23 protein-coding genes, 1 pseudogene and 1 riboswitch are annotated in these 26658 nt (G+C 64.3%); of the genes and pseudogenes, 13 read left to right on the top strand and 11 right to left on the bottom strand.

The features are described 5' to 3' along the window. Window positions 1–33: 33 nt before the first annotated feature. The 10 genes and pseudogenes from NKH73_RS11725 (at window position 34) to NKH73_RS11675 (ending at window position 12303) form a co-directional block, all read left to right on the top strand. A complete protein-coding gene (locus NKH73_RS11725) occupies window positions 34–1002 on the top strand; it encodes a sugar ABC transporter substrate-binding protein (protein ID WP_352931406.1) in 969 nt (322 codons plus the stop codon). Between the two features lie 60 nt (window positions 1003–1062). Beyond that, complete coding sequence (locus NKH73_RS11720; RefSeq protein WP_352931404.1) at window positions 1063–2580, top strand: sugar ABC transporter ATP-binding protein; 1518 nt, start codon at window positions 1063–1065, stop codon at window positions 2578–2580. Window positions 2581–2603: 23 nt separating this feature from the next. Further along, window positions 2604–3566 carry a ribokinase gene (locus NKH73_RS11715; RefSeq protein WP_352931402.1) on the top strand — a complete coding sequence of 321 codons (963 nt, stop codon included), beginning with the start codon at window positions 2604–2606 and terminating at the stop codon, window positions 3564–3566. Beyond that, a complete protein-coding gene (rbsD, locus tag NKH73_RS11710) occupies window positions 3563–4024 on the top strand; it encodes a D-ribose pyranase (protein ID WP_352931400.1) in 462 nt (153 codons plus the stop codon). The genes NKH73_RS11715 and rbsD overlap by 4 nt, the downstream gene beginning before the upstream one ends. A 1-nt stretch (window position 4025) precedes the next feature. Then, window positions 4026–4856 carry a 3-methyl-2-oxobutanoate hydroxymethyltransferase gene (locus tag NKH73_RS11705; RefSeq protein WP_352931398.1) on the top strand — a complete coding sequence of 277 codons (831 nt, stop codon included), beginning with the start codon at window positions 4026–4028 and terminating at the stop codon, window positions 4854–4856. 180 nt (window positions 4857–5036) lie between these two features. After that, window positions 5037–5984, top strand: coding sequence for a helix-turn-helix domain-containing protein (locus NKH73_RS11700; RefSeq protein ID WP_352931396.1), 948 nt, complete (start codon window positions 5037–5039; stop codon window positions 5982–5984). 188 nt (window positions 5985–6172) lie between these two features. Then, entirely contained in the window at window positions 6173–8320 is a 2148-nt protein-coding gene (locus tag NKH73_RS11695; RefSeq protein WP_352931394.1) for a TonB-dependent siderophore receptor, read from the top strand. A gap of 22 nt (window positions 8321–8342) precedes the next feature. Further along, window positions 8343–9218 (top strand): iron-siderophore ABC transporter substrate-binding protein, encoded by an 876-nt coding sequence (locus tag NKH73_RS11690; RefSeq protein WP_352931393.1) that lies wholly within the window; start codon window positions 8343–8345, stop codon window positions 9216–9218. Next, window positions 9211–11210 (top strand): annotated as a pseudogene (fhuB, locus tag NKH73_RS11685) (Fe(3+)-hydroxamate ABC transporter permease FhuB). The gene NKH73_RS11690 and the pseudogene fhuB overlap by 8 nt, the downstream one beginning before the upstream one ends. Beyond that, complete coding sequence (locus tag NKH73_RS11675; protein WP_352931388.1) at window positions 11203–12303, top strand: DUF2218 domain-containing protein; 1101 nt, start codon at window positions 11203–11205, stop codon at window positions 12301–12303. Before fhuB ends, NKH73_RS11675 begins: the two are co-directional and overlap by 8 nt. A gap of 18 nt (window positions 12304–12321) precedes the next feature. Here the strand turns inward: NKH73_RS11675 and doeB are convergent, their stop codons facing one another. From doeB to ehuR, 10 genes are all read right to left on the bottom strand, one after another. Next, window positions 12322–13332 carry a N(2)-acetyl-L-2,4-diaminobutanoate deacetylase DoeB gene (doeB, locus tag NKH73_RS11670; protein ID WP_352931386.1) on the bottom strand — a complete coding sequence of 337 codons (1011 nt, stop codon included), beginning with the start codon at window positions 13330–13332 and terminating at the stop codon, window positions 12322–12324. Then, complete coding sequence (gene doeA, locus NKH73_RS11665) at window positions 13329–14507, bottom strand: ectoine hydrolase DoeA (RefSeq protein ID WP_352931383.1); 1179 nt, start codon at window positions 14505–14507, stop codon at window positions 13329–13331. The genes doeB and doeA overlap by 4 nt, the downstream gene beginning before the upstream one ends. A 38-nt stretch (window positions 14508–14545) precedes the next feature. After that, window positions 14546–15538 (bottom strand): cyclodeaminase, encoded by a 993-nt coding sequence (locus NKH73_RS11660; protein WP_352931381.1) that lies wholly within the window; start codon window positions 15536–15538, stop codon window positions 14546–14548. Further along, window positions 15535–16527: a hydroxyectoine utilization dehydratase EutB gene (gene eutB, locus NKH73_RS11655; protein ID WP_352931379.1), complete on the bottom strand. Its 993-nt coding sequence runs from the start codon at window positions 16525–16527 to the stop codon at window positions 15535–15537. Before eutB ends, NKH73_RS11660 begins: the two co-directional genes overlap by 4 nt. 4 nt (window positions 16528–16531) lie before the next feature. After that, window positions 16532–17308, bottom strand: coding sequence for an ectoine utilization protein EutA (gene eutA, locus NKH73_RS11650; RefSeq protein ID WP_352931377.1), 777 nt, complete (start codon window positions 17306–17308; stop codon window positions 16532–16534). Between the two features lie 6 nt (window positions 17309–17314). Continuing rightward, a complete protein-coding gene (ehuD, locus tag NKH73_RS11645) occupies window positions 17315–17974 on the bottom strand; it encodes an ectoine/hydroxyectoine ABC transporter permease subunit EhuD (protein ID WP_352931375.1) in 660 nt (219 codons plus the stop codon). Window positions 17975–17990: 16 nt separating this feature from the next. Then, window positions 17991–18650, bottom strand: coding sequence for an ectoine/hydroxyectoine ABC transporter permease subunit EhuC (ehuC, locus tag NKH73_RS11640; RefSeq protein WP_352931373.1), 660 nt, complete (start codon window positions 18648–18650; stop codon window positions 17991–17993). Between the two features lie 240 nt (window positions 18651–18890). Next, entirely contained in the window at window positions 18891–19742 is an 852-nt protein-coding gene (gene ehuB, locus NKH73_RS11635) for an ectoine/hydroxyectoine ABC transporter substrate-binding protein EhuB (protein WP_352931371.1), read from the bottom strand. Window positions 19743–19833: 91 nt separating this feature from the next. After that, window positions 19834–20619, bottom strand: coding sequence for an ectoine/hydroxyectoine ABC transporter ATP-binding protein EhuA (gene ehuA / locus NKH73_RS11630; RefSeq protein ID WP_292502755.1), 786 nt, complete (start codon window positions 20617–20619; stop codon window positions 19834–19836). Window positions 20620–20744: 125 nt separating this feature from the next. Then, window positions 20745–22130, bottom strand: coding sequence for a MocR-like ectoine utilization transcription factor EhuR (ehuR, locus tag NKH73_RS11625; protein WP_352931369.1), 1386 nt, complete (start codon window positions 22128–22130; stop codon window positions 20745–20747). A gap of 83 nt (window positions 22131–22213) precedes the next feature. Here ehuR and NKH73_RS11620 point away from each other — a divergent pair, with 83 nt between their 5' ends. The 3 genes from NKH73_RS11620 (at window position 22214) to NKH73_RS11610 (ending at window position 25744) form a co-directional block, all read left to right on the top strand. Beyond that, the gene (locus NKH73_RS11620) at window positions 22214–22705 is read left to right on the top strand and encodes an Lrp/AsnC family transcriptional regulator (RefSeq protein ID WP_352931367.1); all 492 of its coding nucleotides are present in this window, start codon (window positions 22214–22216) and stop codon (window positions 22703–22705) included. A 130-nt stretch (window positions 22706–22835) separates the two neighbouring features. Beyond that, window positions 22836–24329, top strand: coding sequence for an NAD-dependent succinate-semialdehyde dehydrogenase (locus tag NKH73_RS11615; RefSeq protein WP_352931365.1), 1494 nt, complete (start codon window positions 22836–22838; stop codon window positions 24327–24329). Window positions 24330–24364: 35 nt separating this feature from the next. Next, window positions 24365–25744 (top strand): aspartate aminotransferase family protein, encoded by a 1380-nt coding sequence (locus tag NKH73_RS11610; RefSeq protein WP_352931364.1) that lies wholly within the window; start codon window positions 24365–24367, stop codon window positions 25742–25744. Window positions 25745–25880: 136 nt separating this feature from the next. On the opposite strand, the gene NKH73_RS11605 is transcribed toward NKH73_RS11610, so the two are convergent. Then, window positions 25881–26489 carry a YkoF family thiamine/hydroxymethylpyrimidine-binding protein gene (locus NKH73_RS11605; RefSeq protein WP_352931362.1) on the bottom strand — a complete coding sequence of 203 codons (609 nt, stop codon included), beginning with the start codon at window positions 26487–26489 and terminating at the stop codon, window positions 25881–25883. Further along, window positions 26480–26592: riboswitch (TPP riboswitch) on the bottom strand. It overlaps the preceding gene by 10 nt. Window positions 26593–26658 lie beyond the last annotated feature (66 nt).

Genomic DNA, 26658 nt, shown 5'->3' with positions numbered 1-26658 from the left:
GCCGCCAAAAGGCCAAACAAGGGAGGACTATCCATGAAACTCAGACATATCATTCTCGCAGCCGCACTCAGCCTGCTGCCGCTGTCGGCCCATGCCGGCGCCAAGCTGACCGATTTCGCGTTGGCCGAGCGTATCAAGGCCAAGATCGCCGCCGGCGCGCCGCTCGACATCTACGTCTCCTACCACGACGTCTCCAACGAATTCGCGCCGTTCATGAAGGCCGGCGTCGAGCGCGCCGCCAAGGAGGACAAGGTCAACGCTCAATTCATCGGTCCCGTCGGCGCTGACGCCGACGGCCAGATCAGCGAGATCGAAACGCTGATGGGCAAGATGGATGGCCTGGCGATCTCCTCGGTTTCGACCGACGCGCTGGCGCCACTGATCGACCGCGTCATCGCCGCCGGCATCCCGGTCGTGACCTTCAACACCGACAATCCGGAGAGCAAGCGTCTCGCCTTCGCCGGCCAGGATCTCGTCCAGTCGGGTCGTGAAGCCGGCAAGCTGATGGCTAAGGTACTAGGCGGCAAGGGCAAGGTGATGATCACCACGATCGACGCCGCCGCCCAGTGGTCGCTCGACCGCGAAAAAGGTGCGCGCGAGGCGCTTACCGCCGAGCCCGGCATCGAGGTGGTCTCAACACTCAACACCGGGACCGACCCGCAGAAGATCTATGCCGCGATCGAGAACGCCATGCTGGCCAATCCGGCGATCTCGGGCGTGCTGTCGCTCGAATGCTGCTCGACGCCGGCCGCCGGCACCTGGGTCGAGCGCAACAACGCCGCCGACAAGGTCAAGGTGGTCGGCTTCGACCTGCTCGACCAGACGGTGCAGCTTGTCCAGGACGGCAATGTCGAGGCGACGATCGACCAGGCACCGGAGAAGCAGGGCTTCGCCGCCGTCGACCTGATTGTCCAGTTCCTCAAGGGTCAGCCAATCGAAAATCTCGACACCGGCGTCGGCGTCTACACCAAGGAAAACATCGCCGAGGTCGCCAAGAAGTAACAAGCCAGCGTGACGAGGGCTGCCGGCCTTGGGGTCGGCGGCTCTTCGTTCAGCCAGCCAATGACAGAGCAACAGCCCCCTACCCCCATCGTCGAAATCTCCGGCCTGACCAAGCGGTTCCCCGGGGTGCTGGCGCTCGACCGTATTTCCATCGACTTTCGTCCCGGCGAAGTGCACGCCGTCGTCGGCGAGAACGGCGCCGGCAAATCGACCTTGATGAACATCCTTGCCGGCGACCTGCAGCCGAACAGCGGCGAAATCCGCATCGACGGCAAGCAGGCAACCATCGCCTCGCCGCTGGCCAGTCGGGCCGCCGGCATCACCGTCGTCTACCAGGAACTGGCGCTCTGCCCGACGCTGACCATCGCCGACAACATCATGATGTCGGACATGGCGGCGCGCTCGGCCGCGTCGTTGGTGCCGCGTGACGCGATGCGGCGCGAGGCGCGCGTGGCCTTGTCCCGCCTCGGCATGGGTAAGCTCGATGCCGACACCAGGGTCGGTCGGCTTTCCGTCGCCGAGATGCAGCTTGTCGAGATTGCCGGCGCCATCCGCCAGCGCGCCCGCGTGCTCGTCCTCGACGAACCCAATTCCGCGCTTTCCAAACGCGAGAGCGAGCGGCTATTCGACATTATCAGGCAATTGCGCGGCGAAGGCGTCACCGTCATCTACGTCTCGCATCATCTGAAGGAAGTGCTCGACCTTGCCGACCGCATCACGGTGATGCGCGACGGCCGCACCATCGAGACGCTGGACAATGACGGCCTGTCGGAAGACCGGCTGATCCGCGCCATGGTCGGCCGCGATCTCGACACGGCGGCGCAGTGGTCGTTGCAGCCCGAGGCGCGGTCGGATGGCGCGCCGATCGTGCTGTCCGTCGAGAAGCTGACAGCCCTTGGGCTGGATGAGTTGAGTTTTGATGCCCGCGCGGGCGAAATCCTCGGCATTGGCGGCCTGCCGGATTCCGGCAAGGACACGCTTGGCGAAGCGCTGTTCGGCCTGTGCGGCCGCAGCGGCCGCATCACCATCGACGGCGAGGAATTGCGCGCCGCCGATCCGCACGCCTCGATCCGCAACGGCATGGCGCTGGTGCCGGCGGACCGGCGCGGCGCCGGCGCGCTGTTGGCGATGAGCGTCGCCAACAATGTCGTCTCGGCCTCGCTGCCGCGCTTTTCGCTTGCCGGCTTCATGCGGCGCGGCGCGGTCCGTCGCGAGGCCCGCGCGCAGGTCGCCCGGCTCGACGCGCGCATTTCACATCTTGGCCAGAAACTGGCGACATTGTCCGGCGGCAACCAGCAGAAGATCATCCTCGGACGCAGCCTCGTCACCAACCCGCGCGTGCTGATCCTGCACGAACCGACGCGCGGCGTCGATGTCGGCGCCAAGGCAGAAATCTACGCCATCTTGCGTGGCATTGCCGGCGAAGGCGTGGCGGTGGTCATGATCTCGTCGGAGATTCCGGAATTGATCATGAACGCCGAACGCGTTCTGGTGCTGCGCAACGGCCGGATCTCGGGCGAACTGATCGGCGCTGGCATCAACGAGGAAGCGATCCTGGCGCGCGCCATGGCGTCCTGAATGAGGCCCCGAACGAGGCATTGATGACCACACCCAAGATCACGCCCAAAATCACAATCGTCGGCAGTTTCGCGGTCGGGCTGACCATGCGGGCGCCAAAACTGCCGATCTTCGGCGAGACCATGCTTGGCACCGATTTCGACATGGGTCCGGGCGGCAAGGGTTCGAACCAGGCCGTCGCCACCGCAAGGCTGGGCGCCGCTTCGTCGCTGCTCGCAATCATCGGCACCGACAAGCTGGCCGGCATCGCCACCGATCTCTACGCCGCCGAAGGGGTGGATTCGAGCCTGGTGACGACGCGCGCCGAGCGCGCCACCGGCGTCGGCTTCATCATCCTCAACGACAAGGGCGAGAATTTCATCATCCTCGACATGGGCGCCAATGAATTGATGGACGCCACGACCGTCGAAACGGCGGACCTGCGCATCGCCGAGAGCGACGTCGTCATGACCGTGCTGGAAGTGCCGATCGCCGCCGCCGCCCGCGCCATGGAGCTCGGCCGCAAGCATGGCGCCCGCACCATCCTCAATCCCGCACCGGCACGCCAGCTTCCCGACGCGATCTTCGCCTCCGTCGACTATCTGACGCCGAACGAGAGCGAATTGCGCATTCTGCTCGGCCTGCCGGCTGACGATCCGCGCTCATCGCGCGAACTCGCCGGCGAATTGCGCCGCCGCGGTGTCGGCAACGTCGTGGTGACGCTCGGCCGCAGCGGCGCGCTGATCCTGACCGACGAACTCGACGTGATGGTGCCGGCGGTGCCAGTCACGGTGGTCGATACGACGGGCGCCGGCGATGCGTTCAACTCTGGCTTCGCGGTGGCGCTGGCCGAAGGCCGCGGCATCATCGACGCGGTCCGCTTCGGCGTCGTCTGCGGCGCGATCGCCTGCACCGAACTCGGCGTTATTCCCGGCCTACCTCAGCGGGCCAAGGCAGACGCGCTCTATGCCCAAGCCCTGAAGACAACATGGAAGGAACCGACATGAACCGAAACCGGCTGCTCAATGCCGAACTGGCGCACGCCATCGCCTCGATGGGCCATGGCGACCTGATGATCGTCTGCGATGCGGGTTTTCCGATTCCGTCAAGCGCCTGGCGCATCGATCTCGCCATCTCGCCTGACGTGCCGGACCTCGAAACCGTGCTGGCGCCGATCGCCGCCAGCTTCATCGCCGAGCGCGTCGGCTATGCCGACACGCTGCCGGTGCACAATGCGCCGCTGCTGGCCAAGCTGAAGCGGCTGTTCCCCGACGCCGATTTCGAAACCACTGAGCACGAGACCATCCTCAGCGAGATGGCGGCTAAGGCCAAAGTCATCGTGCGCACCGGCGCCTTCGATCCGTGGGGCAACATCCTGCTCTATTCCGGCGTCGACGTGCCGGCCTGGTTCTCCAAGCCTGGCGTGGTGGCGCCGGACTACTACGCCAAGAAGCTGAAAGGCTGAGATGCCGCGCATCTTCGATTTCGGCGGCCGCGAGGCCGAGCGCAGCGTAACCGTCGCGGACCTGCGCGCGCTGAAGGGAACCGGGCGCCATGTCGCACAGGTGACGGCGGAGACGGCGGAAGAGGCCGCCGCCGCCGAGGCCGCCGGCGTCGAGATGGTCGTCTGCCGCGCCGCCAACGTTTTGCGCGTGCGCGAGGGATCGCGCCGCGTCTTCGTCACCGCTGCCCTCGGCTTCGCCGACGCCATCACCGGCGACGAGATCCTGCGCACGGCCTTCGACGCCGTCACATCAGGCGCCGATGCGGTGATCACCGGGCGCGGCTATGACAGCGTCCGGCTGCTCGCCGATGAACAGATTCCGGTCATGGGGCATCTCGGCTTCGTGCCGCGCAAATCCACCTGGGTCGGCGGCATCCGGGCGGTAGGCAAGACCGCCGTAGAGGCATTGGAATTGTGGGATCGCTTCCGGCTGCTGGAGGATGCCGGTGCCTTCGCCGTCGAATGCGAAATCATTGCGGCCGAGGTGATGGCCGAGATCAACCGCCGCACCTCGCTGGTCACGGTGTCGCTCGGCTCGGGCACCGAGGCAGACGTCATCTTCCTGTTCACCTCGGACATTTGCGGCGAGAGCACTCGCCTGCCGCGCCACGCCCGTGCGTGGGGCAATCTGGCCGCCTTGCACCAATCCGTCAGGGACGCGCGGCTCGAGGCGCTGTCGGGCTTCCGCAAGGAGGTCGCCGGTGGAAGCTATCCAGGCGAGACCGAAGTGGCAGCCATTGCCGAAGCGGAGCTCGAGGAATTTCGCGCGCGTCTCGAAGCAGCGCGAAATTAGAGTCCCAAAAGCTCGCCATCGGCGAAGCTGCCGATTTCGCCTTTGCGGGGGAGATCGAATGTCGCTTCGGCTTTCGCCAAACCTCGGACCGCTTGCCCGCTGCTGTCTCTATAAACTTGATAATTTTCATCATGAAATATATCAAGGCCGAGAGATCATGCAATCACAGGGAAACGGGAAGTGACCTTCGCTCCACGCATGGAAAGTCGCATCCAGGGTTTTTCCGTTATTGGCGGCCTGAAAGGGCATGTCTGGGACGGCGTCGTCGCCGACCTCTGGGACGTTGCGTGCGGAGCGAATGCGGGAGGCTACTATGTCTCTCCCGACCCTCGGCTCTTTGTCACGCTGGATGTCGATGGCGACGGCGCCTTTTTCGTCGAGGGTTCGCAGGGCGAATTACGCCGTCACGACCGGGCATTTTCGATGGCCTATATACCGGCCGGGGTCCCCATCAGAGGCAGGGTCGAGGGCCTGCGCCGCATCAAGCATCTCGATCTGCATTTTGACGAGGCAGCGCTGACGCGCCGCTTCGGCGGCAGCCTGGACCGCGACGCCTTGCATGTGTCGCGGTTTCAGTTTCGCGACGACCGGATCGCCATGCTTGCCGGCCTGATCGCGGCCGAATGCAACAGCGGCCAGCCGATGCACGATCTCTACGGCGAGGGCTTGCTCAACGCATTGTTCGCCGGACTTTTCGAGATCGGCCAACCGGGCGGACAGCGGCGCCGCACGCCGCTGTCTCGTCGAAAACTGCGCCTGGTCACCGACTACATCGACGCGCATTGCCTGGGCAAGATCCGTCTCGCCGATCTGGCCGCGCTGACCGGCCTATCGGAAACCGCAACTAGCCACGCGTTCAAGGCGGCTACGGGTATACCGCCGCACCGTTGGCAGATGCAGGCACGGGTTCGAAAAATTCAGACAATGATGGCGCATGAATCCGCCTCACTCGGCGATATCGCGGAAGCAACCGGCTTTTTCGATCAGGCCCATCTGACGCGAGTGTTCAAATCCGTCGTCGGATTGACGCCTGGTGCGTGGATGAAGAGTGCCGGTGGGCGCCAATGCATGTCGCCCAAAAGTGCGCAGCGGTTTTGGGATGACGACATGCATAAAACAAGAACTTAAGCGCGTCGCATCAATCTCATCAGACGCGACGCGCTTTTCCGCAGCATGAAATCGCAATATCGGCCTTTTGGGACAAAAACCGACAAACCGCGCAAATCCGTCCAATGACCCCGACATAAGCTGAGGTAAACAGTCAGGTATATACGTTCGAGAACCCTGGGGTTGCCTTAATGAACAGAATCTGCCGGATGAAGCCGCTGTTGGCGGGCGCCGCCCTCGCTTTGATCCCGTCCGTGAGCGCGTTCGCTCAGCAAAACAACACCCAGCTCGAGCCCGTGGTGGTCGAGGGCGAGGCCGGCGACAGCGCGACCGGACCTGTCGACGGCGTCGTGGCCAAGGAGACAAAGACCGGGTCCAAGACCGCGACCAAACTCACCGAGATCCCGCAATTCGTCTCGGTGATCGGACGGCAGGAAATCGACGATCAGGGCGCGCAGAAGATAGACGAGTCGCTGCGATATACGGCCGGCGTTTTCACGCAGCCCTTCGGTCCCGACAGCGATACCAACTGGATTTTCATCCGTGGCTTCCAAGCGACGGACACCGGCGTCTACATGGATGGCCTGCAGCTGTTCAGCTATGGATTCGGTGGATTTTACGTCGATTCCTTCGGGATCGAGCGCATCGAAGTGCTGAAAGGTCCGGCCTCGGTGCTCTATGGCGGCAGCAATCCGGGCGGCATCGTCAACTATGTCAGCAAGCGTCCCGACGGCAGGCAGCGCTATGTCGAAACCGGCGTCAACGACGCCGGTAGGGCCTATCTCGGCTTCGACGTCGGCGACGTGGCCAGCGACGGCGTGGTCAGCTATCGCGTCAACGGCCGCGTCGCCGGCGGCGACACCTATAGCGACCTGCAGGACGGCTGGCGCGGCTTCATCTCGCCGAGCATCACCTGGCAGCCCGACGATCAGACCCGGCTGACGGTGCTCGCGAATTTCAGCCATATCGACGAGAACCACAATGGCGGCAATTTCCTGCCCTACATTGGCACAGTGGTGGACCGGGTCGTCGACGGCGTGAACTATGGCCGCATCGATCCCGACGCCAATTTCACTGAGCCGAGCATCGATCTCTATAAGCGCGAACAGGGCTCGATCGGCTACGAGTTCGAGCACACCTTCGACAATGACTGGACGGTGCGCTCCAACACGCGCTTCGGCGCGGCATCCATCGACGAGGCCAGCGTCTACCCCAACGGCTGGGCGAGCGCGACGGAACTGGATCGCATCAATTTCGGCCACGATACCGATGTCATGACATTCCTGTCGGACCTCCAGATCGAAGGCAAATTTGAGACCGGCGCGATCGAACATACGCTGCTGGCCGGTATCGACTACAAATATTACAACATCGACCAGGTCCAGTCGTCGGCCCTATTTGGGACGACTCCACCGATCGATGCATTCGATCCCGTCTATGGTTCGCCGCTAACGCCTCGCGTCAGCTATCTCAACCAGGACCTGACGCAGAAACAGCTCGGCTTCTATGCGCAGGACCAGCTCCGCTTCGGCGATGGCTGGCTGGTGACGCTGAACGGCCGCTACGACTGGGGCTGGCTTAGCGCCGATAACGGCCCGACCTACTACTCGGCGACTTCCAGCTCACAGAGCAGCAACGTTGGCGATTTCTCCGGCCGCGCTGGTCTCGCCTATGAGTTCGACAACGGCATCACCCCCTATGCCAGCATCGCCACATTCTTTAATCCGATCATCGGTACCGACGCAAATGGCGATCTGTTCAAACCTGAAGAGGGCGTGCAATACGAGGTTGGCGTCAAATATGAGCCGACCTTCGTCGATGGCCTGTTCACCCTGTCGGTGTTCGACCTCACCCGTCAGAACGTGGCCGTCGCAAGTCCGGACAATCCCTTTGCTCAGGTTCAGAGGGGCGAGGTGCGCTCGCGCGGCGTGGAGCTCGAGGGCAAGGTAAATATCACCGAGGATTTGCGGGTGACGGGTGCTTTCACCGCCTATGACCTCGAGATCACCAAGGACACCAACCCGGCGCTGATCGGCAAGACACCTTTCATCGTGCCCGAACTCATGGTCTCCGCATCCGTCGACTATACTTTCCGCGGCGACTGGTATGACGGCGTCTCGATTGGCGCCGGCGTGCGTCACCTCGGCTCCTCATGGGCCGACAACGAGAACACGGCGAAGGTGCCGGCCGTCACGCTGGCCGATTTGAAGCTCGGCTACGAGAAGGAGAACTGGGGCGTCGACCTCAACATCACCAATCTCTTCGACAAGACATACGTGGCAAGCTGCCAGACGACCCTGACCTGTTCCTATGGCGAAGGCCGGTCGTTCAAGCTGAAGGCCCACACGACTTGGTAGCTATCGGCTGTAGACCCTGGTGATGATCCACCTCTTCCCCAACCGGCGGCGGGTGCTCGCGCTTGGCATGGCGGCCATGCTGCCGCCGATTGCCGCCAGGGCTGCGCCGCTGCGCGTGGCGGCGATCGACTGGGGCATGCTGGAAACCTTGATCGCGCTTGGCATCGAACCGGTCGCGGCGACCGAACTGATCCAGTTTCGCAAGCTGGCGGTAGAACCCGAGATGCCGCGATCGGTGACCGATCTCGGGCTGCGCGGCACGCCCAATTACGAACTGCTGCGCATCGTCGCGCCGGACCTTATCGCCATCTCCAGTTTCTACGAATACCAGCGCCCGATGCTCGAGCGCATCGCGCCGGTCTTTGCGCAAACGGTCTACGCGCCTGGCGTGCCACCCTACGCGCTCGCCGAAGCGGCAACGCTGGCGCTTGGCGAAAAGCTCGGACGACAGGCCGAAGCGAAACGCTACGTCGACGAGACATCAGTCGAAATCACGCGATTGCGCGCTACTCTGCCGGCTGACTCCAGGCGGCCGGTCTTCGTTATCAGCCTGGGCGATTCACGCCATTTCCGCGCCTTTGGCCGGGATTCCATGTTCGGCGACGTGCTACGGCGTCTCGGCATCAAGAATGCCTGGACCGACGAGACGAGCTACAGCGCCGCTGCTCCGGTCGGGCTGGAGGCGCTGGCGCGCGTTCCCGACGCTTCGATCCTCGTCGTTTCGCCGCTGCCGGCCGATGTCGGCCGCGCGCTTCCCGAGAATGCGCTGTGGAATGCCCTGCCGGCTGTCCGCGAGGGCCGTGTCGCCCTGCTTGAGCCCATCAATCACTTCGGCTGCCTGCCCTCGGCACGCCGCTTCGCATGGCTGGCGACGGCGGCCCTGGCCGGTCATGGCTGACCGCGCCATGACCGAGCGCGCCACGGCTGGCCGTGCGCTGTCGCCGATCGCGCTCTGGGGCCTCCTCGCGGCGGTGGCGGCGCTGCTGTTCGCATGGCGCATCAGCACGCAGTGGCCGACCGCGCCGACGAGCGACGGCGTCAACCTCGATCATGTCATCCTTTTCTACAGCACGCTGCCGCGCGCGGCAGCGGCGGTGCTGGCCGGCGCCGTTCTCGGCCTGTCCGGCCTTTTGCTGCAGCGTGTGCTGCGCAACCCGCTGGCCGAACCGTCGACGCTCGGCATTTCGGCCGGCGCGCAACTCGCCATGACGGCCGCCTCCGTCTACGCGCCGTTCCTGATGGAACGGTCACAAGGGCCGGTCGCCTTTGCCGGCGGCATCGCCGCGGTGCTGCTGGTTCTGTCGCTGACCTGGCGGCGCGGGCTTGAGCCCGTCTCCGTCGTGCTTGCCGGAATGATGGTGGCGCTCACCGCGAGCGCCATCAGCGCCGCCCTGATCCTCGCCAATGGCGACTATCTGTTCTCGCTGTTCATCTGGGGCGGCGGATCGCTGGTCCAGCAGGATTGGGGCCCGACCATCGCCCTGTCGACCAGGCTGGCGGTCGGAGCCGGCGCCGCCCTGCTGCTGCTCAGGCCGCTGACGATCCTTGGCCTTGACGAGGCCTCGGCGCGCAGTCTCGGCATAGCGCGTCACACCAGCCGCTTCCTCGTCATTGCGCTCGCCGTGTGGATGGCGACCACCGTGGCCGCCGAGGTCGGCGTCATCGGCTTCGTCGGCCTTGCAGCACCCGCGCTCGCCATGCTTTCAGGCGCGCGTTCGCTAGGGCAAAAGCTGCTGGCCGCACCTTTGATCGGTGCCATCCTGCTGTGGCTGACGGATGGGCTGGTACAGCTGGCGGCTGGCGCCGGTGGCGAACGCATTCCGACCGGCGCCGGCACCGCGCTTCTCGGCGGCCCGGTTCTGCTCTGGCTGCTGCCGAGGCTGCGCTTGCTCGAATGGCCGAACCTCGGCACATCAGGCACATCTCCGCGCAAGGCCGGCCGGTTCATCATCCTGCTGCTGCTTCTGCTGACCCTTGTCGCGGCGGTGGTGGCGCTTGTCCTCGGGCGCGGTCCAGCGGGCTGGTCGATCGCCAGTGGCGATATGCTGGCCGATCTCGCCGCCTGGCGCGCACCACGGATCGGTGTGGCAGCAGCCGCCGGCGCCATGCTGGCGGTGGCGGGCGTCGTTATCCAGCGGATCACCGGCAATCCATTAGCAAGCCCCGAGGTGCTGGGTGTCGGCACCGGAGCCGGCGCCGGCCTGACAGCGGTGTTGATGGTCAGTGCGACGGCGGGGCTTGCCGGCAGCTCGCCGGGTCAGTTTTCGGCTCGCTGGCGGTGCTGATCGCCATGCTGGCCATCGCCGCACGGGCGAAATTCGGCTCCGAGCGGTTGCTGCTTGCCGGCATCGCGATGAGCGCGCTGTGCAGCGCCGTAATCACCGCAACGATCGCCATGGGAAATACGCAGTCCTATGTCCTGCTGCGCTGGCTCAGCGGTTCGACCAGTCAGGCGACCGGCCTCGATGCCTGGGTCATGATCGTTTGCCTGATGCTGTTGACATTGCCGCTGTTTCTCGCCGCCCGCTGGCTCGATATCCTGCCGCTCGGCGAAGATACCGCACGCGGACTGGGCCTGCCAATTGCGGGCGGTCGGCTGACGCTGATCGTTCTCGCCGCACTCCTGACCGCGCTTGCCGCAATGTTCGTCGGACCGCTGAGCTTCGTCGGCCTCATCGCGCCACACCTTGCACGGCTGATCGGCTTTACCCGCGCCCGCCTTCACCTCGCCGGCGCGGTCCTGGTCGGCGCGCTGCTGATGATCGTGTCGGATTGGCTGTCGCGCATGGTGGCTTTTCCATACGAACTCCCAGCCGGCCTGTTCGCCTCATTGCTTGGCGGACCTTATCTCGTCCATCTGCTCGCAAAAGGAGTGCCACGCCATGGTTGAAATGCCGAGGAACCTCAAGGCATCCGCTGAAATCGTGCTGTCTTGTCCGCAAGACATCATGAAGCGGCTTTGCGCGCATTTTGCCGATCATGGCGATGTCGCCGTCGACGGCGCCTGCAGCCGCATCGACACGGCCTTCGGCTCAGCCAGCATGGAGGCCTGCCAACGCTGCCTGAAGGTTTTTGCCGAAGGCAGGGACGAGACGTCCCTCGCCTATGTGAAGCTCTCCATCGCCGAGCATCTGCTGCATTTCGCAGCGGCGGAGAGCCCCAGCATCGTTTGGCAGGGCGATGGAGCGGCGGGCCAGCCGCTACCCTATTTCCGCGAGATGCGCGTTGTGCAGACCGCCAATGTGACGCCACATATGCGGCGGTTGACCCTGGCCGGAAACGACCTGCGGCGCTTCGCGACGGGCGGGCTTCATGTCCGTCTGCTGCTTCCCAGGGATGGCGCCGTACCCGCCTGGCCAGTCACCGGCGTGGACGGCCGTCCGGTATGGCCCGAAGCGGAACGACGACCGGACGTGCGCGTCTACACGATCCGCCGCATCGACGTCGAAAAGGGAGAGGTCGATATCGACTTCGTGTTGCATGATGGCGACGGTATGCCCGGCGCGCGCTTTGCGGCCAATGCACGCATCGGCGACATCGTCGGGATGACCGGGCCGGGCGGCGGCCACGTGCCCAAAGCCGACTGGTGCCTGCTTGCCGGCGACGAGACCGCCCTGCCCGCGATCGGCCGCATAGTGGAGGCGCTGCCGGCAGGCGTGCACGCCGTCGTCCGCATCGAAGTCGCTGATGGCGACGAGGAGCAAAAGCTGCTTTCGCAGGCCACGCTTGATATAAAATGGCTGCATAGGAATGGCGTCGCGCCAGGCAAATCGACTTTGCTTCAGGACGCGGTCCGGAACGTGCCTTTGCCCGAAGACGACCGCAGCGTCTTCGCCTGGGTCGGCTGCGAACACAAGAGCTTCCGCGCCATCCGCTCCTACCTCCGGCAGGACCGGAAGCTGGCGCGCGACGCGCACCTTGTCGTCGCCTATTGGCGTTACGGCTTCGAGGGCGATACCGCGCGGCGGAACGACCAAACCTGAGTTTGGCTGGTTCCGCCTTCAATCGACGAGTACGGCGACCACTGCGGTGCAGTCGCCCGCCTTGACCAGTCCGGGGAAATGCCGCGCGGCCAAGAGGCCGGACATCCTTGCCCTGATCTCTTGAGGTGCGGCACCGGTGCGGCCGATGGAGTGGATGCGCGCCAGGACCTGGCCCTCTTCGACGGGCTCGCCGAGATCGATCATCGTTTCGATCATCCCGTCGTCCTCGGCGAACGAGAAGCAATCGCCTGACGGCATGTCGAGCCAGCGGGTCGGCTGCATCTCGACCGCACCAGCGACAATGCCGGCATGGCGCAGCACATTGAGCACGCCGCGACGCGCGATCCGCACCGTCTCCGCGCGGGAAGTTCCGCCCCCGCCAAGCTCGGTGGTGATGAACAGCTTGCCCATCTCCTCGGCGGCAGTGTCGAACATGCCGACTGCGTCGATCTCCAGCATCTTCATCGACCAGGGCGCCGAGAACGCCTCGACCGCGGCGAAGCCCTTCGCCTCCAGCACCTTGTCGGGCCGGATATGGGCGGCGCAAAACGGCACGAAGTCGAGGGTCTTGCCGCCGGAATGGAAATCGAGCGCGATGTCTGTGCGGGGGAGCAACTCACGTTGAAAATAGTCGGCGATCTTCTCGGTCACCGTGCCGTCGGGGCGGCCGGGAAAGCTGCGGTTCAGATTGCCCTTGTCGATCGGCGAGGTGCGGGTGCCGGCCCGGAATGCCGGATAGTTCATCGCCGGCACGATGATGACCGTGCCGCTGACGTGCTTCGGATCGAGCGTGCGGGCGAGATCGTAGAGCGCCAGCGGCCCCTCATATTCGTCGCCATGATTGCCGCCGGTGAGCAATGCGCTCGGCCCGTTGCCGTTGCGGATCACGCAGATCGGGATCATCACCGATCCCCAGGCCGAATCGTCACGGCTGTAGGGCAGGCGCAGGAAACCGTGCTGGACGCCGTCGCGTTCGAAATCCACCGTCGGCGTGATCGGCGATGGGCGAAGGTGGGGGACCGTGCTCAATTCTTCACCACCAGCTTGCGCGGCACATTGGCCAGGCACTCGACGCCTGTCTCGGTGATCAGGATGGATTCGGTGATCTCGAGCCCCATCGTCTCCAGCCACAGGCCGGTCATGAAATGGAAGGTCATGCCCGGTTTCAGCTCGGTGCGGTCGCCGGGACGCAGGCTCATCGTGCGCTCGCCCCAATCCGGCGGATAGGAAAGCCCGATCGGATAGCCGGTGCGGTTGTCCTTGACGATGCCGTATTTCTTCAGCACCGCGAAGAAGGCGTTGGCGATGTCCTCACAAGTGTTGCCAGGCTTTGCCGCGGCAAGCCCGGCCTCCATGCCTTCCAGCGTCGCCTTTTCGGCATCGAGGAATTCCTGCGTCGGGTTACCGAGGAACACAGTCCGGGAAAGAGGACAATGGTAGCGGTTATAGCAGCCGGCGATCTCGAAGAAGGTACCCTCGCCTGACTTCATCGACCTGTCGTCCCAGGTCAGATGCGGCGCTGAAGCATCGGCGCCCGACGGCAGCAGCGGCACGATCGCCGGGTAGTCGCCGCCGATGCCGTCGACACCGCGCGTGCCGGCATCATAGATCTCGGCGACCAGATCGCATTTGCGCATGCCGACTTCGATCTTGTCGACGATACGCTGGTGCATCGCTTCAACGATGCGGGCGGCCTTGCGCATATAGTCGATCTCGGTCGGGCTCTTCACCGCGCGCTGCCAGTTGACCAGTGCCGTGGCGTCGACGAAGCGGGCATTGGGCAGATGTTTCTGCAGCGACGCGAAGGCGGCGGCGGAGAACCAGTAATTGTCCATCTCGACGCCGATGGCGAGCTTGCCCCAGCCGCGATCGGCCAGCACCTGCGATAGAAAATCCATCGGGTGGCGCTCGGTCGACTGCACATAGTGGTCGGCATAGCCAACGATGTTGTCGTGGGCGAGATAGGCGGTGCGCTTGGCGCCATTGGCGTCCTGACCGCGCCCGTACCACACCGGCTCGCCCGACGGCGGCACGATGACGGCCTGGTGCACGTAGAACGACCAGCCGTCATAGCCGGTCAGCCAGGCCATGTTGGAGGGGTCGCTGACAATAAGGAGGTCGACGCCTTTGGCCTCCATGGCCTTGCGTGTCATGGCGAGGCGTTCCGCATATTCGCCGCGCGTGAATTTCAGATTAGGTTGCATTGTTCTTGGTCCTCGTTTGTTGGGCCTTGCGGCCGGCATCAACTCTCGAAAATAGTCCCGGCATTCCCCGCCCGCGCACGGTCGCGCGCGAGCGTGGCGATTGCCGTGTCCTGCACCCCGGTGCCGGTGAGGTCGGCGATGGTGATGTCGCTGTCTGAGCGCCGGCCATGTCTTTCACCGGCGATGATCTGACCGAGCTCGGTAATCTCGGCATCGGCCGCCATCACGCCCGTCGCGATGGCATGATGCAGTTCGCCCAGGCGCTGTGTCTGTTTCGCGCTGTCGGCAACATAGAGATCGGCCATGCGCAGGATCGCCGGCGCGATCTCGTTCTTGTGCTCAGCGTCCGAGCCCATCGCGGTGATGTGCTGGCCGGAGGAAACGAAGCCGGCCTTGATCAGCGGCTCGGTCGACGGCGTCGTGGTGACGATGATGTCGGCGCCGGCCGCCGCTGTTGCCGCATCGGGCTCCGCATGCACGGCGATGCCCAGTCTTTCGCGCAATGCATCCGCCGCGGCTTCGGCCTTGGCGGCGTCCCTGGCCCAAATGCGGGCCTCGGCGATCGGCCGCACCAGCATAAGCGCCTCGAGCTGCAGCCCGGCCTGGACGCCGGCGCCGAAGATCGCAGCGATCGAGGAATCCGGCCGCGAAAGGTGCTTCGCCGCGACTGCCCCGGCAGCCGCCGTGCGGATGTCGGTCAAATAGCCATTGTCGAGCAGCAGCGCCTCGACCAGTCCGGTCTTGGCCGACAGCAGCACCATCATGCCGTTGACGCTGGGCAGGCCGAGCTTCGGATTGTCGAAGAAACCGGGGCTGATCTTGATCGCAAAACCGTCGATCCCCGGCACATAGGCAGTCTTGACGTCGACCTCGCCGCGATGCTCGAGAATGTCGAGCCGCAGGATCGGTGGCATCGCCACCGGCAAGGTGGCAAGCGCGCGGAACGCATTTTCGACACAAGCGACGGCATCGAGATCCAGCTTCACGATTGCGCGCAATTCGGCTTCGGTGAGTATCGTCATCCGGCTCATACGGCGCTCTCCTCATTTGCTTCGCCGCAAACGACTTTCCTGTGCAGGGTCATGTCGATGTTGCGACCGGACAGGATGAGCACTGTCGGGCCATTCGCCCTGACCTTGCCGGCAAGCACGGCCGCTATGCAAACTGCGCCGGCGCCTTCGACGATCTCGCGCTCTTGTTCATAGGCATGGCGGAGGCCGGCGGCGATCTCGTCCTCGCTGAGCAGGATCACGTCGTCGAGCAGGTCGCGGCACATCGAGAAGGTCAGCCGGTTGTCGAGGCCGATGCCGCCGCCGAGCGAATCCGCCAGCGTCGGCAGTTCCTTGACCAAAACTGGATGTCTGGCATCGAGGCTCGCCTTCATCGCCGCACCCCGCTCCATCGAAACGCCGATGACCTTGGTGCCGGGGCTGACGCCCTTTACGGCCGCGGCGACACCCGCCGCCAGCCCGCCGCCGGACAGCGGCACCAGAACCAGGGCGGCGTCCGCAACCTGCTGGATGGTTTCCAACCCGAGTGTGCCCTGCCCGGCGATGATATCAGGGTGGTCGAAGGGCGGCAGCATGACCAGTCCATCTTCCGCGACCAGCCGATCGACCTCCTGCTGCGCATCGTCCTGGCTGTTGCCGACGATGCGGATCTCGGCGCCGAGCCGGCGGATTTCGTCGAGTTTATTCTGCGGCACCAGCCGCGACATGCAGATCGTCGCGCGCATGCCTTCGAGCTTCGCCGCATGGGCCAGCGCCCGGCCGTGATTGCCGGTCGAGGCGGCGACCACGCCGCGCGCCTTGTCCTCAGCGTTCAGCGACGCGATGGCGTTCGAGGCGCCGCGCAGCTTGAAGCTGCCGGTGATCTGCCGATGTTCGAGCTTGAGATAAACAGGCGCGCCCAAGTGCCCGGAAAGACTCGGGGAAGGCACGGTCGGCGTACGCTCGACCTTGCCTGCGATGCGCTCGCGGGCTGACTGGATGTCGGCTAGGGTGATGGGCGCAAGCGTCACGGCCTCATTGTCCCAAAGGCAGCGCCATCAGACGGCCGAATTCGGTGCGCGGCTCGACGTCGCCGCAATGCCGCAGGCAGTTCCAGGCCGTCGCCTGGTTGCTGGTGACGACCGGACGGCCGATCGCCTCTTCCATGCCGACCACAGCAAGTGCTGCCCGCAACGCCGTGCAGGAGACGAACAGCGCGTCCGCTTGCGCAGCGGTCGCCTCGCGCGCCAGATCGACCAGCGACGCTGGCGCAATCCGTGCCATCTCGCGGTCGTCCTCGAAACCGAGGCAGGTGAAGCTGGCGATTTCGAAACCGTGCGCCGCGAAATAGGCCGCCATCGGCCGGCTGGTCTCTACCGTGTAGGGCGTAAGAATGCTGATCGTTCTGGCACCTAACGCCTTCAAGCCGCGCACGCCTGCCATCGGCGGTGTGACCACCGGGACGCCTGGCTTGGCCGCCTGCACCGCCGCCTCGATCTCGGCATCACCGATGACCACTGAGGCCGAGGTGCAGGAATAACAGATCGCGCCGAGCGGCTCATCGGGCAGGATGAGCGCCGCACCCGCCGTCAGCGACGGCTGCATCTTGCGCAAATTCTCCGGCGTCGTCGGATTGGCATAGGGGATGCGCGCGACATAGACGCCAATCCGGTCGCTCGCCACCATGCGGCGAAAATCCGGTTCGGTCGTATGGTCGGTGGCGAGAATGATCAGGCCGACGCGCTTTTCCAGCGGACGCGCGTCGAGCGCCGGCCGTGTCGGCGTCAATCTGATTTCGGGCACGTGTTTCATGAAAGACTATCTCTCGATCTTGCCGTAGCGGCGTTCCAGCCAGCGCAGCAGCACGACCGAGAACAGGCTGATGACGAGAAAGAAGGCGCCGACCAAGGTCATCGGCTCGACATAGCGGTAATAGGTGTTGGCGACGCTCTTGGCCTGGTTCATCAGTTCCAGCACGGTGATCGCCGACAGCAGCGGCGTCTCCTTGAACATGGCGATGAAGTAGTTGGCAAGGGCCGGGATCATCGGCGGAATCGCCTGCGGCATGATGATGTGGGTCCAGGTCTGCCGGGCGTTCAGATTGCAGGCTTTGGCGGCTTCCCATTGGCCGCGCGGCACATTGTCGATGCCGGCGCGATAGACCTCGGCCGTGTAGGTGCCGTAGTGCAGGCCGAGGCCGATGACGCCCGCCACCAGCGGCGGCAGCAGGATACCGATATCCGGCAGCACGTAGAAGATGAAATAGAGCTGCACCAAAAGCGGCGTGCCGCGGATGAATTCAGCGAGGAAGCCGACGGTGCGCGACAGGCTCCTGTTCGGCGAACGCCGCGCCAGCGCGATGGCCAGCCCGACGATCGCGGCCAGAACCGAGCCGAGCAGCGTCGCCAGGATGGTGATCTTCACGCCCTGGATCAGCGTCGGCATGATCTCCCAGACGAAATTCCAATCCCACTCCATTATGAGGCCCGATCCATCATACGCGCACCCCGTCGAGGCCGCGCGCCATCCGGCGTTCCAGCGATCGCACGCCCCACGAGATGATCAGCGCAAGGACGAAATAGATGATGAGAATGGTGGTGAACGGCACCAGCGTGTTGCCGGTCTGCGAGCGCACCACCTGCGCCTGGAAGGTCAGGTCGGCGAGCGAGATCAGCGAAACAACGGCGGTGGCCTTGAGCAATTCGATGGCGTTGTTGCCGAAGGTCGGCAGCATGACCAGCAGCGCCTGCGGCAGGATGATGTGGCGCATGGCTTGCCAGCGGCCAAGGTTGAGCGCGGTGCAGGCTTCGTACTGCTCGCGGCCGATCGACTGGATCGCGCCGCGCACCACCTCCGCCGCGTAGGCGCCGACATTGAGGCCGAGCGCCAGCACGCCGGCCTGCAGCGGCGTCAGCGAAATGCCGATGAAGGGCAGCACGAAATAGGCCCAGAACAGCTGCACGAAAATCGAGGTGCCGCGGAAGAATTCGATATAGGCGGTGGCCAGCGCCCGAATGGCGAAAAAACGCGATAGCCGTCCCAGCCCGGCGAGAAAGGCCATGACTAGGGCCAGCACCGACCCCATCAGCGTCAGCTCGATGGTAACAAGTGCTCCCTGCAATATCAGGCCGAAATAGCCGGACCATTGGGTCATTGCGGTTCAAAATTTCCTATCGTTTGCGGTTATGCAAGACTGCCGCGACAGCCCCTTCTCCCCGTTCATGGGGAGAAGATGCCGGCGAACAGATGAGGGGCGGCGCGAACCAACGAAAGTATGGCGCTCCCCCTCATCCGGTCTTGTTTGTGCATGTCGTTATCCCAAAACCGCTGCGCACTTTGGGCAACATGCGTTCGGGCCACCTTCTCCCCGTGAACGGCGAGAAGGAAAAGGCGCCTACTTTGCCGAGCAGAGCTTATCGCGCGTCGTCGACATCGCCGCCGCCGCCGAGAAGCCGTAAGGCTCTATGATCTTGGCGAATTCGCCGGATTCCTTCAGCTTGGCCAATTCGACGTCAAAGGCGTCGCGCAGCGCTTCGTCGCCCTTCTTGAACGCCGCGCCGTCACAATAGACCGGCGCGCCGACCACCGGAGCGACGACTTCAAGGTTCGGATCGTTGGCCTTCTTGACCAGATCGTTGATCGACAGCACCGGTAGCGAATAGGCGTCGATGCGGCCGTCCTGCAGCATCTTCAGGCCACTCTGGCCGTCCGGCACGACGATGACGCGGTCTCGCGGCACGCCGGCAGTGAGCGCCAGCTTCTCCTCGGTGCCGCCGCCTGGCGCACCGATCGTCGCGGTGGCATCCTTGGCAACATCCTCGTAGCTCTTGAAGCCCTTCGGATTGCCCTTCTTGACCAGCATCGCCTCGGCGTCGCACAGCACCGGCTCCGAATAGACGACCGCCGCGCAGCGCTCCGGCTTCATGAACAGGCCGGCGGTGACGACGTCGAAACGGCCGGCCTGCAGGCCGGGGATCATCGCGCCATATTCCGAGATCGAGGCGACGATGTCGGCGACGCCGAGGCGCTTGAAAATCTCACGCGCCACATCGGGCGCCGCGCCCGAAACCTTGCCGTCGGCCGCAACCGCCGTGTAGGGTGGCTCATTGGCGATGGCGACGCGGGCGAAGCCCTGTGCCTTGAGCTCTTCGAGCTTGCCGTCGTCGGCCGATCCCGCGGTCGAGGCGGCCAGAATCGCGGTCAGTGCAACACCGGCCATGCCGGCCAGAATGCCAAGTTTTTTCATCGTTCCCAACTCCTTGTTTCTCTTCTTGGTTTGCTTTGGTTCGAAACGGCTTCGCCGTTCTTAGAGAACGGCGCCGCCTCCTGCATGGCGGTCAGACGCGATGTCCGGCCGCGATGATCTTCTTCAGGAAGCCTTGCGTACGCTCCTGCTTGGGATTGCGGAAAATCTCGTCGGGCTTGCCTTCCTCGACGATCTTGCCGCGGTCGAAGAACAGCACCCGGTCGGCGAAATCATGGGCAAAACCCATCTCATGGGTGACCAGCAGCATGGTCATGTCTGTCTCGGAGCAGAGCCGCCACAAGACGTTCAGCACCTCCTCGACCAGTTCCGGATCGAGCGCCGATGTCACCTCGTCGAACAGCATGATCCTGGGCTGCAGCGCCAGCGCCCGGGCGATCGCCACGCGCTGCTTCTGCCCACCGGAGAGCTGTGCCGGCATCGCTTTGGCCTTGTCGGCCATGCCGACCATGTCGAGCAGTTCCATCGCCCGTTTTTCGGCAGCAGCGCGCGGCATGCCCTTGGTCAAGATCGGCGCCAGCGTGACGTTGTCGATGACGCTCTTGTGCGGAAACAGGTTGAACAGCTGGAAAACCATGCCGATCTTCTGGCGCATTCTTGCCAGATGCCGTTCGTCGGCCGCCAGCAGCTGGCCGTTGCGCTCCATGTGGTAAAGCTGCTCGCCGTCGATCTGGATATGGCCGCTGTCGATCCTCTCCAGCGTCATCAGAATGCGCAGGATCGTTGTCTTGCCCGAGCCGGATGGGCCGATAAGCGCCAGCTTCTCGCGCGGCATGACCTGCATCGACAGGCCGTCCAGCACCTTGAAGGTGCCGAAGCTTTTCGAAATGGCGTCGATCTTGATGATGGGCGCGGACAATGAACTTCCCCGTGCTGGAGAACTTTGATGCCTTCAACGATGCGGAACGCGCCAAATCATGTCAATCAGGAAAATAATATCATGACAATGTTTCTGACTCCGCACGATTTCGCGGCAATGTCTGCCTAGATCGCCAGCAGGAGATGCTCCGGATCGCCGAGCAGAAGTTTGGTGACAACGCTCAGGCCGGCGCGCAGTTCCCCCTCAGTGGTCGAGCCCAGCGAGATACGAACCGCCGGCTGCCAGGGCGCCGCCGAGATGCGGAACGATGTGCCTGGTGCGATCGCCACGCCCTGCAGGCGAGCCTGTGAGACGAAACTCTCCTCGGCGCGATCGCCCGGCAGTTGCAGCCACAGATGCAATCCGTCGCGATGGACGCGATAGTCGACCCCGGCAAGCACTTCCGCGGCGATCTCCTGCCGCCGCCGCAGTGCTAAACGCTGCCAGCGGACGAGCTCCATCGCGGTGCCGTCGGCCACCCATTTTGTCGCGATCTCTGCCACCATCGGCGTCGCCATCCAGTTGGAGACGAGATGCCGGTTGGCGACGGCGGCGACATAGCGATCGGGCGCCGCCAGATAGCCGATGCGCAGGCCCGGCACCACGATCTTGGTGAAGGAGGTGACGTAGAGCGTGCGCTCTGGCGCGAAGGCGGCAACCGGCGGCGGCCGGTCCTCGAGCAGTGGGCCGAGCACGTCGTTCTCGATGATGGCGATGTCGTGCTTGCGCGCCACCGCGGCGATCTGCTCGCGCCGCGCGGCGTCCATCAGCGTCGCGGTCGGGTTGATCACCGAGGGCTGCACGAACACGGCACGGATGTCGGAAAGCCGGCACGCCTCGTCGAGCGCCTCCGGGATCAGGCCATTGTCGTCGATCGGCAAGCCCTCGAGATTGAAGCCGAGATAGCGCGCCAGCGGGATCAGCGTGTGATGGCCGATTGCCTCGGTGGCGACGGTCGAACCGGGCGGCGCCACGCTCATCAGCGCCACTGTCATGCCGGCCGTGGCGCCGTTGGTCAGGCTGACATTCTGCGCGGACACATCGAGACCGCACAGCCGCAGCCATTCGACCGCCACAGCGCGATGGCGCGGAAACACCATGTTCGGCCGAAACGACAGCGCCGAGCTCGACGGCAGGTTCTCGGCGAGCCAGCCCAGCGCCTGTTTCAGCCGTTCCAGATGCATCGGCTCGCAGACCGGCTTCAGGATGGAGAGATCGATGACCTCGCCAAGGCGCTCCGGCAGGTATGGCGGCTCCGGCTCGCGGCGCTGTGTCTGCACGAAGCTGCCGCGGCCGATCTCGCCGGAAACCAGGCCCCGGCGGATCAGTTCCTCATAGGCACGACTGACCGTCTGCACCGACAGTTTCAGGTCGTCGGCCAGCCGCCGATGCGTCGGCAACCGCGAGCCGTTGGCCAGGCGGCCGTCATGAATGGCGCGCGCGAACTGGTCGGCGAGCGATTGATAGGCCGGCCGCCGGATGAGCGCGGGATCTGGACGCCACAATGTCATGACATATTAGAGATCGAAATCAGTGCAATTGACAATCGAAATAATGCGCCGTCATGGTGGCTGCGACGAAAAAGTGGACGCTTATGGCCGCACCGAAACTCGATCAGATCGACCTCAAAATTCTCGACGCAGTTCAGCGCGACGGGCGCATTACCAAGCTGGCGCTCGCCGACAAGGTCGGCCTGTCGCCGACGCCGTGCTGGATGCGGCTGCGCAAGCTGGAGAAGGCCGGCATCGTTTCCGGCTATCACGCCAAGGTCGCGGTGCGCGCCGTGGCACCCGTCGCCACCGTGCTGATGGAGGTGACGCTGGCCAGCCACCGCCAAGCCGATTTCGATCGTTTCGAGCGCGTTATCCGTGACGTCCCGGAAATCGTCGCCTGCTGGTCAGTGGGCGGCGGCGTCGACTATCTGCTGAAAGTGATGGCACGCGACATCGACGCCTATCAGCGGCTCGTCGACGCCCTGCTCGAACGCGAGATCGGCATCGACCGCTATTTCACTTACATCGTCACCAAGACGGTGAAGGAGGAGGTCGCCTTGCCGGTGGCCGATCTGTTGCCTATGTCATCGTAACACCAGAGAGATCGTCTGCCCGGGTGATGCAATAGAGACAATCTCTCTACGCGTGGGCGCCGAAACAGCCTCTCTGTCTGCACCGCGCGCATAGTCTCTCCGTATCACTTCGAACCGGGGAGACATCGAAATGTCTGCGCATTTTGCCCGCTCACAACGCCATGAAGCGCTTGACCGCCTCGCCGACCGCCGGCTGCTGCGCGAACTCGCCTATGTCGACGACCACTGGACGGCGAGCGAAGCCGCCGAGAGCTTCGAGGTGACCGATCCTGCGACAGGCGCCACCATCGCCTTCGTCGCCGCCCTCGACGCCAAGCAGACGAGCAAGGCAATCGACGCGGCATCGCGCGCCTTTCCCGCCTGGCGCGCGGCTCTCCCGCAGGAACGCTCGAAAATCCTGCGAAAATGGTTCGATCTGATCATTGCCGCCAAAGAGGATCTGGCGCTGCTGATGACGCTCGAACAGGGCAAACCGCTTAGGGAGGCGCGGGGCGAGATCGACTACGCCGCCTCCTTCGTTGAATGGTATGCCGAGGAGGCAAAACGCCTCAACGCCGAAAGCGTCACCAGCCATCTGCCAAACGCCGAGATGGTGGTGCGGCGCGAACCGCTCGGTGTCGTCGGCGTTGTCACCCCATGGAATTTTCCCGCGGCCATGCTGACCCGCAAGGCGGCGGCAGCCCTTGCCGCCGGCTGCACCATTGTCGCGCATCCTTCGTCGGAAACGCCGCTGTCGGCACTGGCGCTGGCCGAACTCGGCGAACGCGCCGGCCTGCCGGCAGGCGTCTTCAACGTTCTCACCGGCAAGGCTTCGACCATCGTCGGGCGGATGTGCGAAGACGCTCGCATCCGCGCCATGAGCTTCACCGGCTCCACCGAGATCGGCAGGCTGATCGCAGCGCAAAGTGCGCCGACGATGAAGCGGCTGGTGATGGAGCTTGGCGGTCATGCGCCGCTGATCGTCTTCGCCGATGCCGATCTCGACAAGGCTGTGACCATAGCCGTCGATGCCAAATTCGCCACCTCCGGCCAGGATTGTCTCGCCGCCAACCGCATCTATGTCCAGCGCCCGATCTACGATCGTTTCTGCGCCGCCTTCGCCAGGCGCATCGAGGCGTTGCGGACAGGCAATGGCCTGACTGATGACACCAACATCGGGCCCTTGATGCACGAGCGCGGCGTCAAGAAGGTCGAGGAACAGGTCGCCGATGCGCTCGCCCATGGCGCGCGCTGCCTCACCGGCGGCAAACGCGATTCTGCAGGACCGCTGTTCTACCAGCCGACCCTTCTGGCCGATGTCACCGACGACGCGCTGATCATGCGCGAGGAAACCTTTGGTCCGGTCGCCGCCGTGACGCCTTTCGACAGCGAAGACGAGGTCATCGCCCGCGCCAACGCCACCGAATACGGCCTCGTCGCCTATGTCGTCACCGAGAACGGCGGCCGCCAATTGCGCATGGGCCGCGCGCTCGACTACGGTATGGTCGCCATCAACCGCGTGAAGATCACCGGCGCGCCGATCCCGTTCGGCGGCGTCAAACAGTCCGGCATCGGCCGCGAGGGCTCGCGCCACGGCCTCGAAGCCTTTACCGATCTCAAATATCTCTGCCTGGACGTGGCGTAAGCCGCGCCCGACACTTTTCCTCAGGAGTAAAAAAGATGCTCGACCAGTCCAACGAACTCGCCGCCTGGGACCGCGACCACTTCTTCCATCCTTCGACCCATATGGGCACGCATGCGCGAGGCGAGAGCCCGACCCGCATCATAGCGGGCGGCGAAGGCGTCACCATCTGGGACAATAACGGGCGCAAGAGCATCGACGCCTTCGCCGGGCTCTACTGCGTCAATGTCGGCTATGGCCGCCAGAAGATATCAGACGCCATCGCCGCGCAAGCGAAGAACCTCGCCTACTACCATGCCTATGTCGGCCACGGCACCGAGGCGTCGATCACGCTTTCCAAGATGATCATCGACCGGGCGCCCCAAGGCATGTCGAGGGTCTATTTCGGCCTTTCCGGTTCCGACGCCAACGAAACCAACATCAAGCTGATCTGGTACTACAACAACGTGCTCGGCCGGCCGGAGAAGAAGAAGATCATCTCGCGCTGGCGCGGCTATCACGGCTCCGGCGTCATGACCGGATCGCTGACCGGGCTCGACCTGTTCCACAACGCCTTCGACCTGCCGCGTGCGCCGATCCTGCACACCGAGGCGCCCTACTATTTCCGCCGCGCCGACCGCTCGCTGAGCGAGGAGCAGTTCTCGCAGTATTGCGCCGATAAGCTCGAAGAGATGATCCTGGCTGAGGGCCCGGACACGGTTGCCGCTTTTATCGGAGAGCCGATCCTCGGCACCGGCGGCATCGTGCCGCCGCCCGCCCTCTACTGGGAAAAAATCCAGGCGGTTCTGAAGAAGTACGACGTGCTGCTGGTTGCCGACGAAGTGGTCACCGGCTTCGGCCGGCTGGGCACCATGTTCGGCTCCGACCATTACGGCATCAAGCCCGACCTGATCACCATCGCCAAGGGCCTGACCTCGGCCTATGCGCCGCTGTCGGGCGTCATCGTCGCGGACAAGGTCTGGCAAGTGCTGGTGCAGGGCTCCGACAAGCTCGGCTCGCTCGGCCACGGCTGGACCTATTCGGCGCACCCAATCTGCGTTGCCGCCGGTGTCGCCAACCTGGAACTGATCGACGAGATGGACCTGGTGACCAACGCCGGCGAGACCGGCGCCTATTTCCTTGCCGAACTGGCGAAAGCCGTCGGCGGCCACAAAAACGTCGGCGAGGTACGCGGCGACGGCATGCTGGCGGCAATCGAGTTCGTTGCCGACAAGGACGACCGCGTGTTCTTCGACGCCTCGCAGAAGATCGGGCCGCAGGTCGCGACCGCTCTTGCGGCAAGCGGCGTCATCGGTCGCGCCATGCCGCAGGGCGACATTCTGGGCTTCGCGCCGCCGCTCTGCCTGACGCGCGAAGAGGCCGACATCGTCGTCTCCAAGACGGCCGATGCGGTGAAAAGCGTGTTTGCGGCTCTTTAGTCACTGTCGATCGGCGCTGCCCTCATCCGCCCGCCGGCACCTTCTCCCTGAAGAACGGGGAGAAGATAAGGGTGAGGGGCAGCGCGAACTTGCATTGTCTGGAGACCGCCGTTTGCAGGCCGGCTGATATCGACACCTACCGAGGGCTCGGGCTGTTCGCCGACACGGTGAGATCGAGCGCGACATGGCCCTGCGGCGCGCCGAAGCGAAGGAAGGCCTCCGACAACGTCGCGAACACCGGCCCGGCATCGCCCCTCAGCTTCGTGCAGAAATTCTTCGACCTGTCGAAGACGCCCGAAGTCTTGAGAAATTCGATGCAGCCGTAGATCTCGTCCATGTGATGGCCCTCGCCGAGCGGATAGAGCGAGAACTGTGCGGCGACCTCTTGTCCGAGTTTTTTCGCACTGTCGACATGCGCCCGCGCCGCGTCGATGCGCTCGGCCAGGGACAGTTTATGGCTGCTGCCGGAAATCGGCGTGCAGATCGGATCGTCGGGCTCGCCCGGACAGCCACGCGACACCGCTGCCGACAACACGCAGTGCACGCCGCTCGCCGCTGCCGATGCGAACAGATCGCGCATGGCCGGGAAAAGCTGTTCCGGCGGACCGACGATCAGCGTCGAAATGTCGTCGGTTTCGATGCGGAAATTCGGGCGATAGGGATCCATCGCCGAAAGCGCCCCAAGGATGACGCCGACGAAATCGTCGCACATCGGATAGAGGGAAATCTGTGCACCTGAAAACATTGTCGCCTCGCTCCGCTGGCATTACCCAGATCAGCTTGAGGGACCGAAGGCTTGACGCCCACCATCTCAGCCCCGGCAATACGGAGCGCCCCTGTCGATATCGGTGGACGTAGCACCGGCGCAAAGGATGTTCAAGTATGATCCAGTGCCAATCGCAACGCCAATTCAG

The sequence above is a fragment of the Mesorhizobium sp. M0938 genome, from assembly GCF_040319125.1.
GTDB classification, from domain to species: domain Bacteria; phylum Pseudomonadota; class Alphaproteobacteria; order Rhizobiales; family Rhizobiaceae; genus Mesorhizobium; species Mesorhizobium robiniae.
The sequence above is the reverse complement of the archived record's forward strand: the minus strand, read 5'-3'. Positions and strand labels throughout refer to the sequence as shown.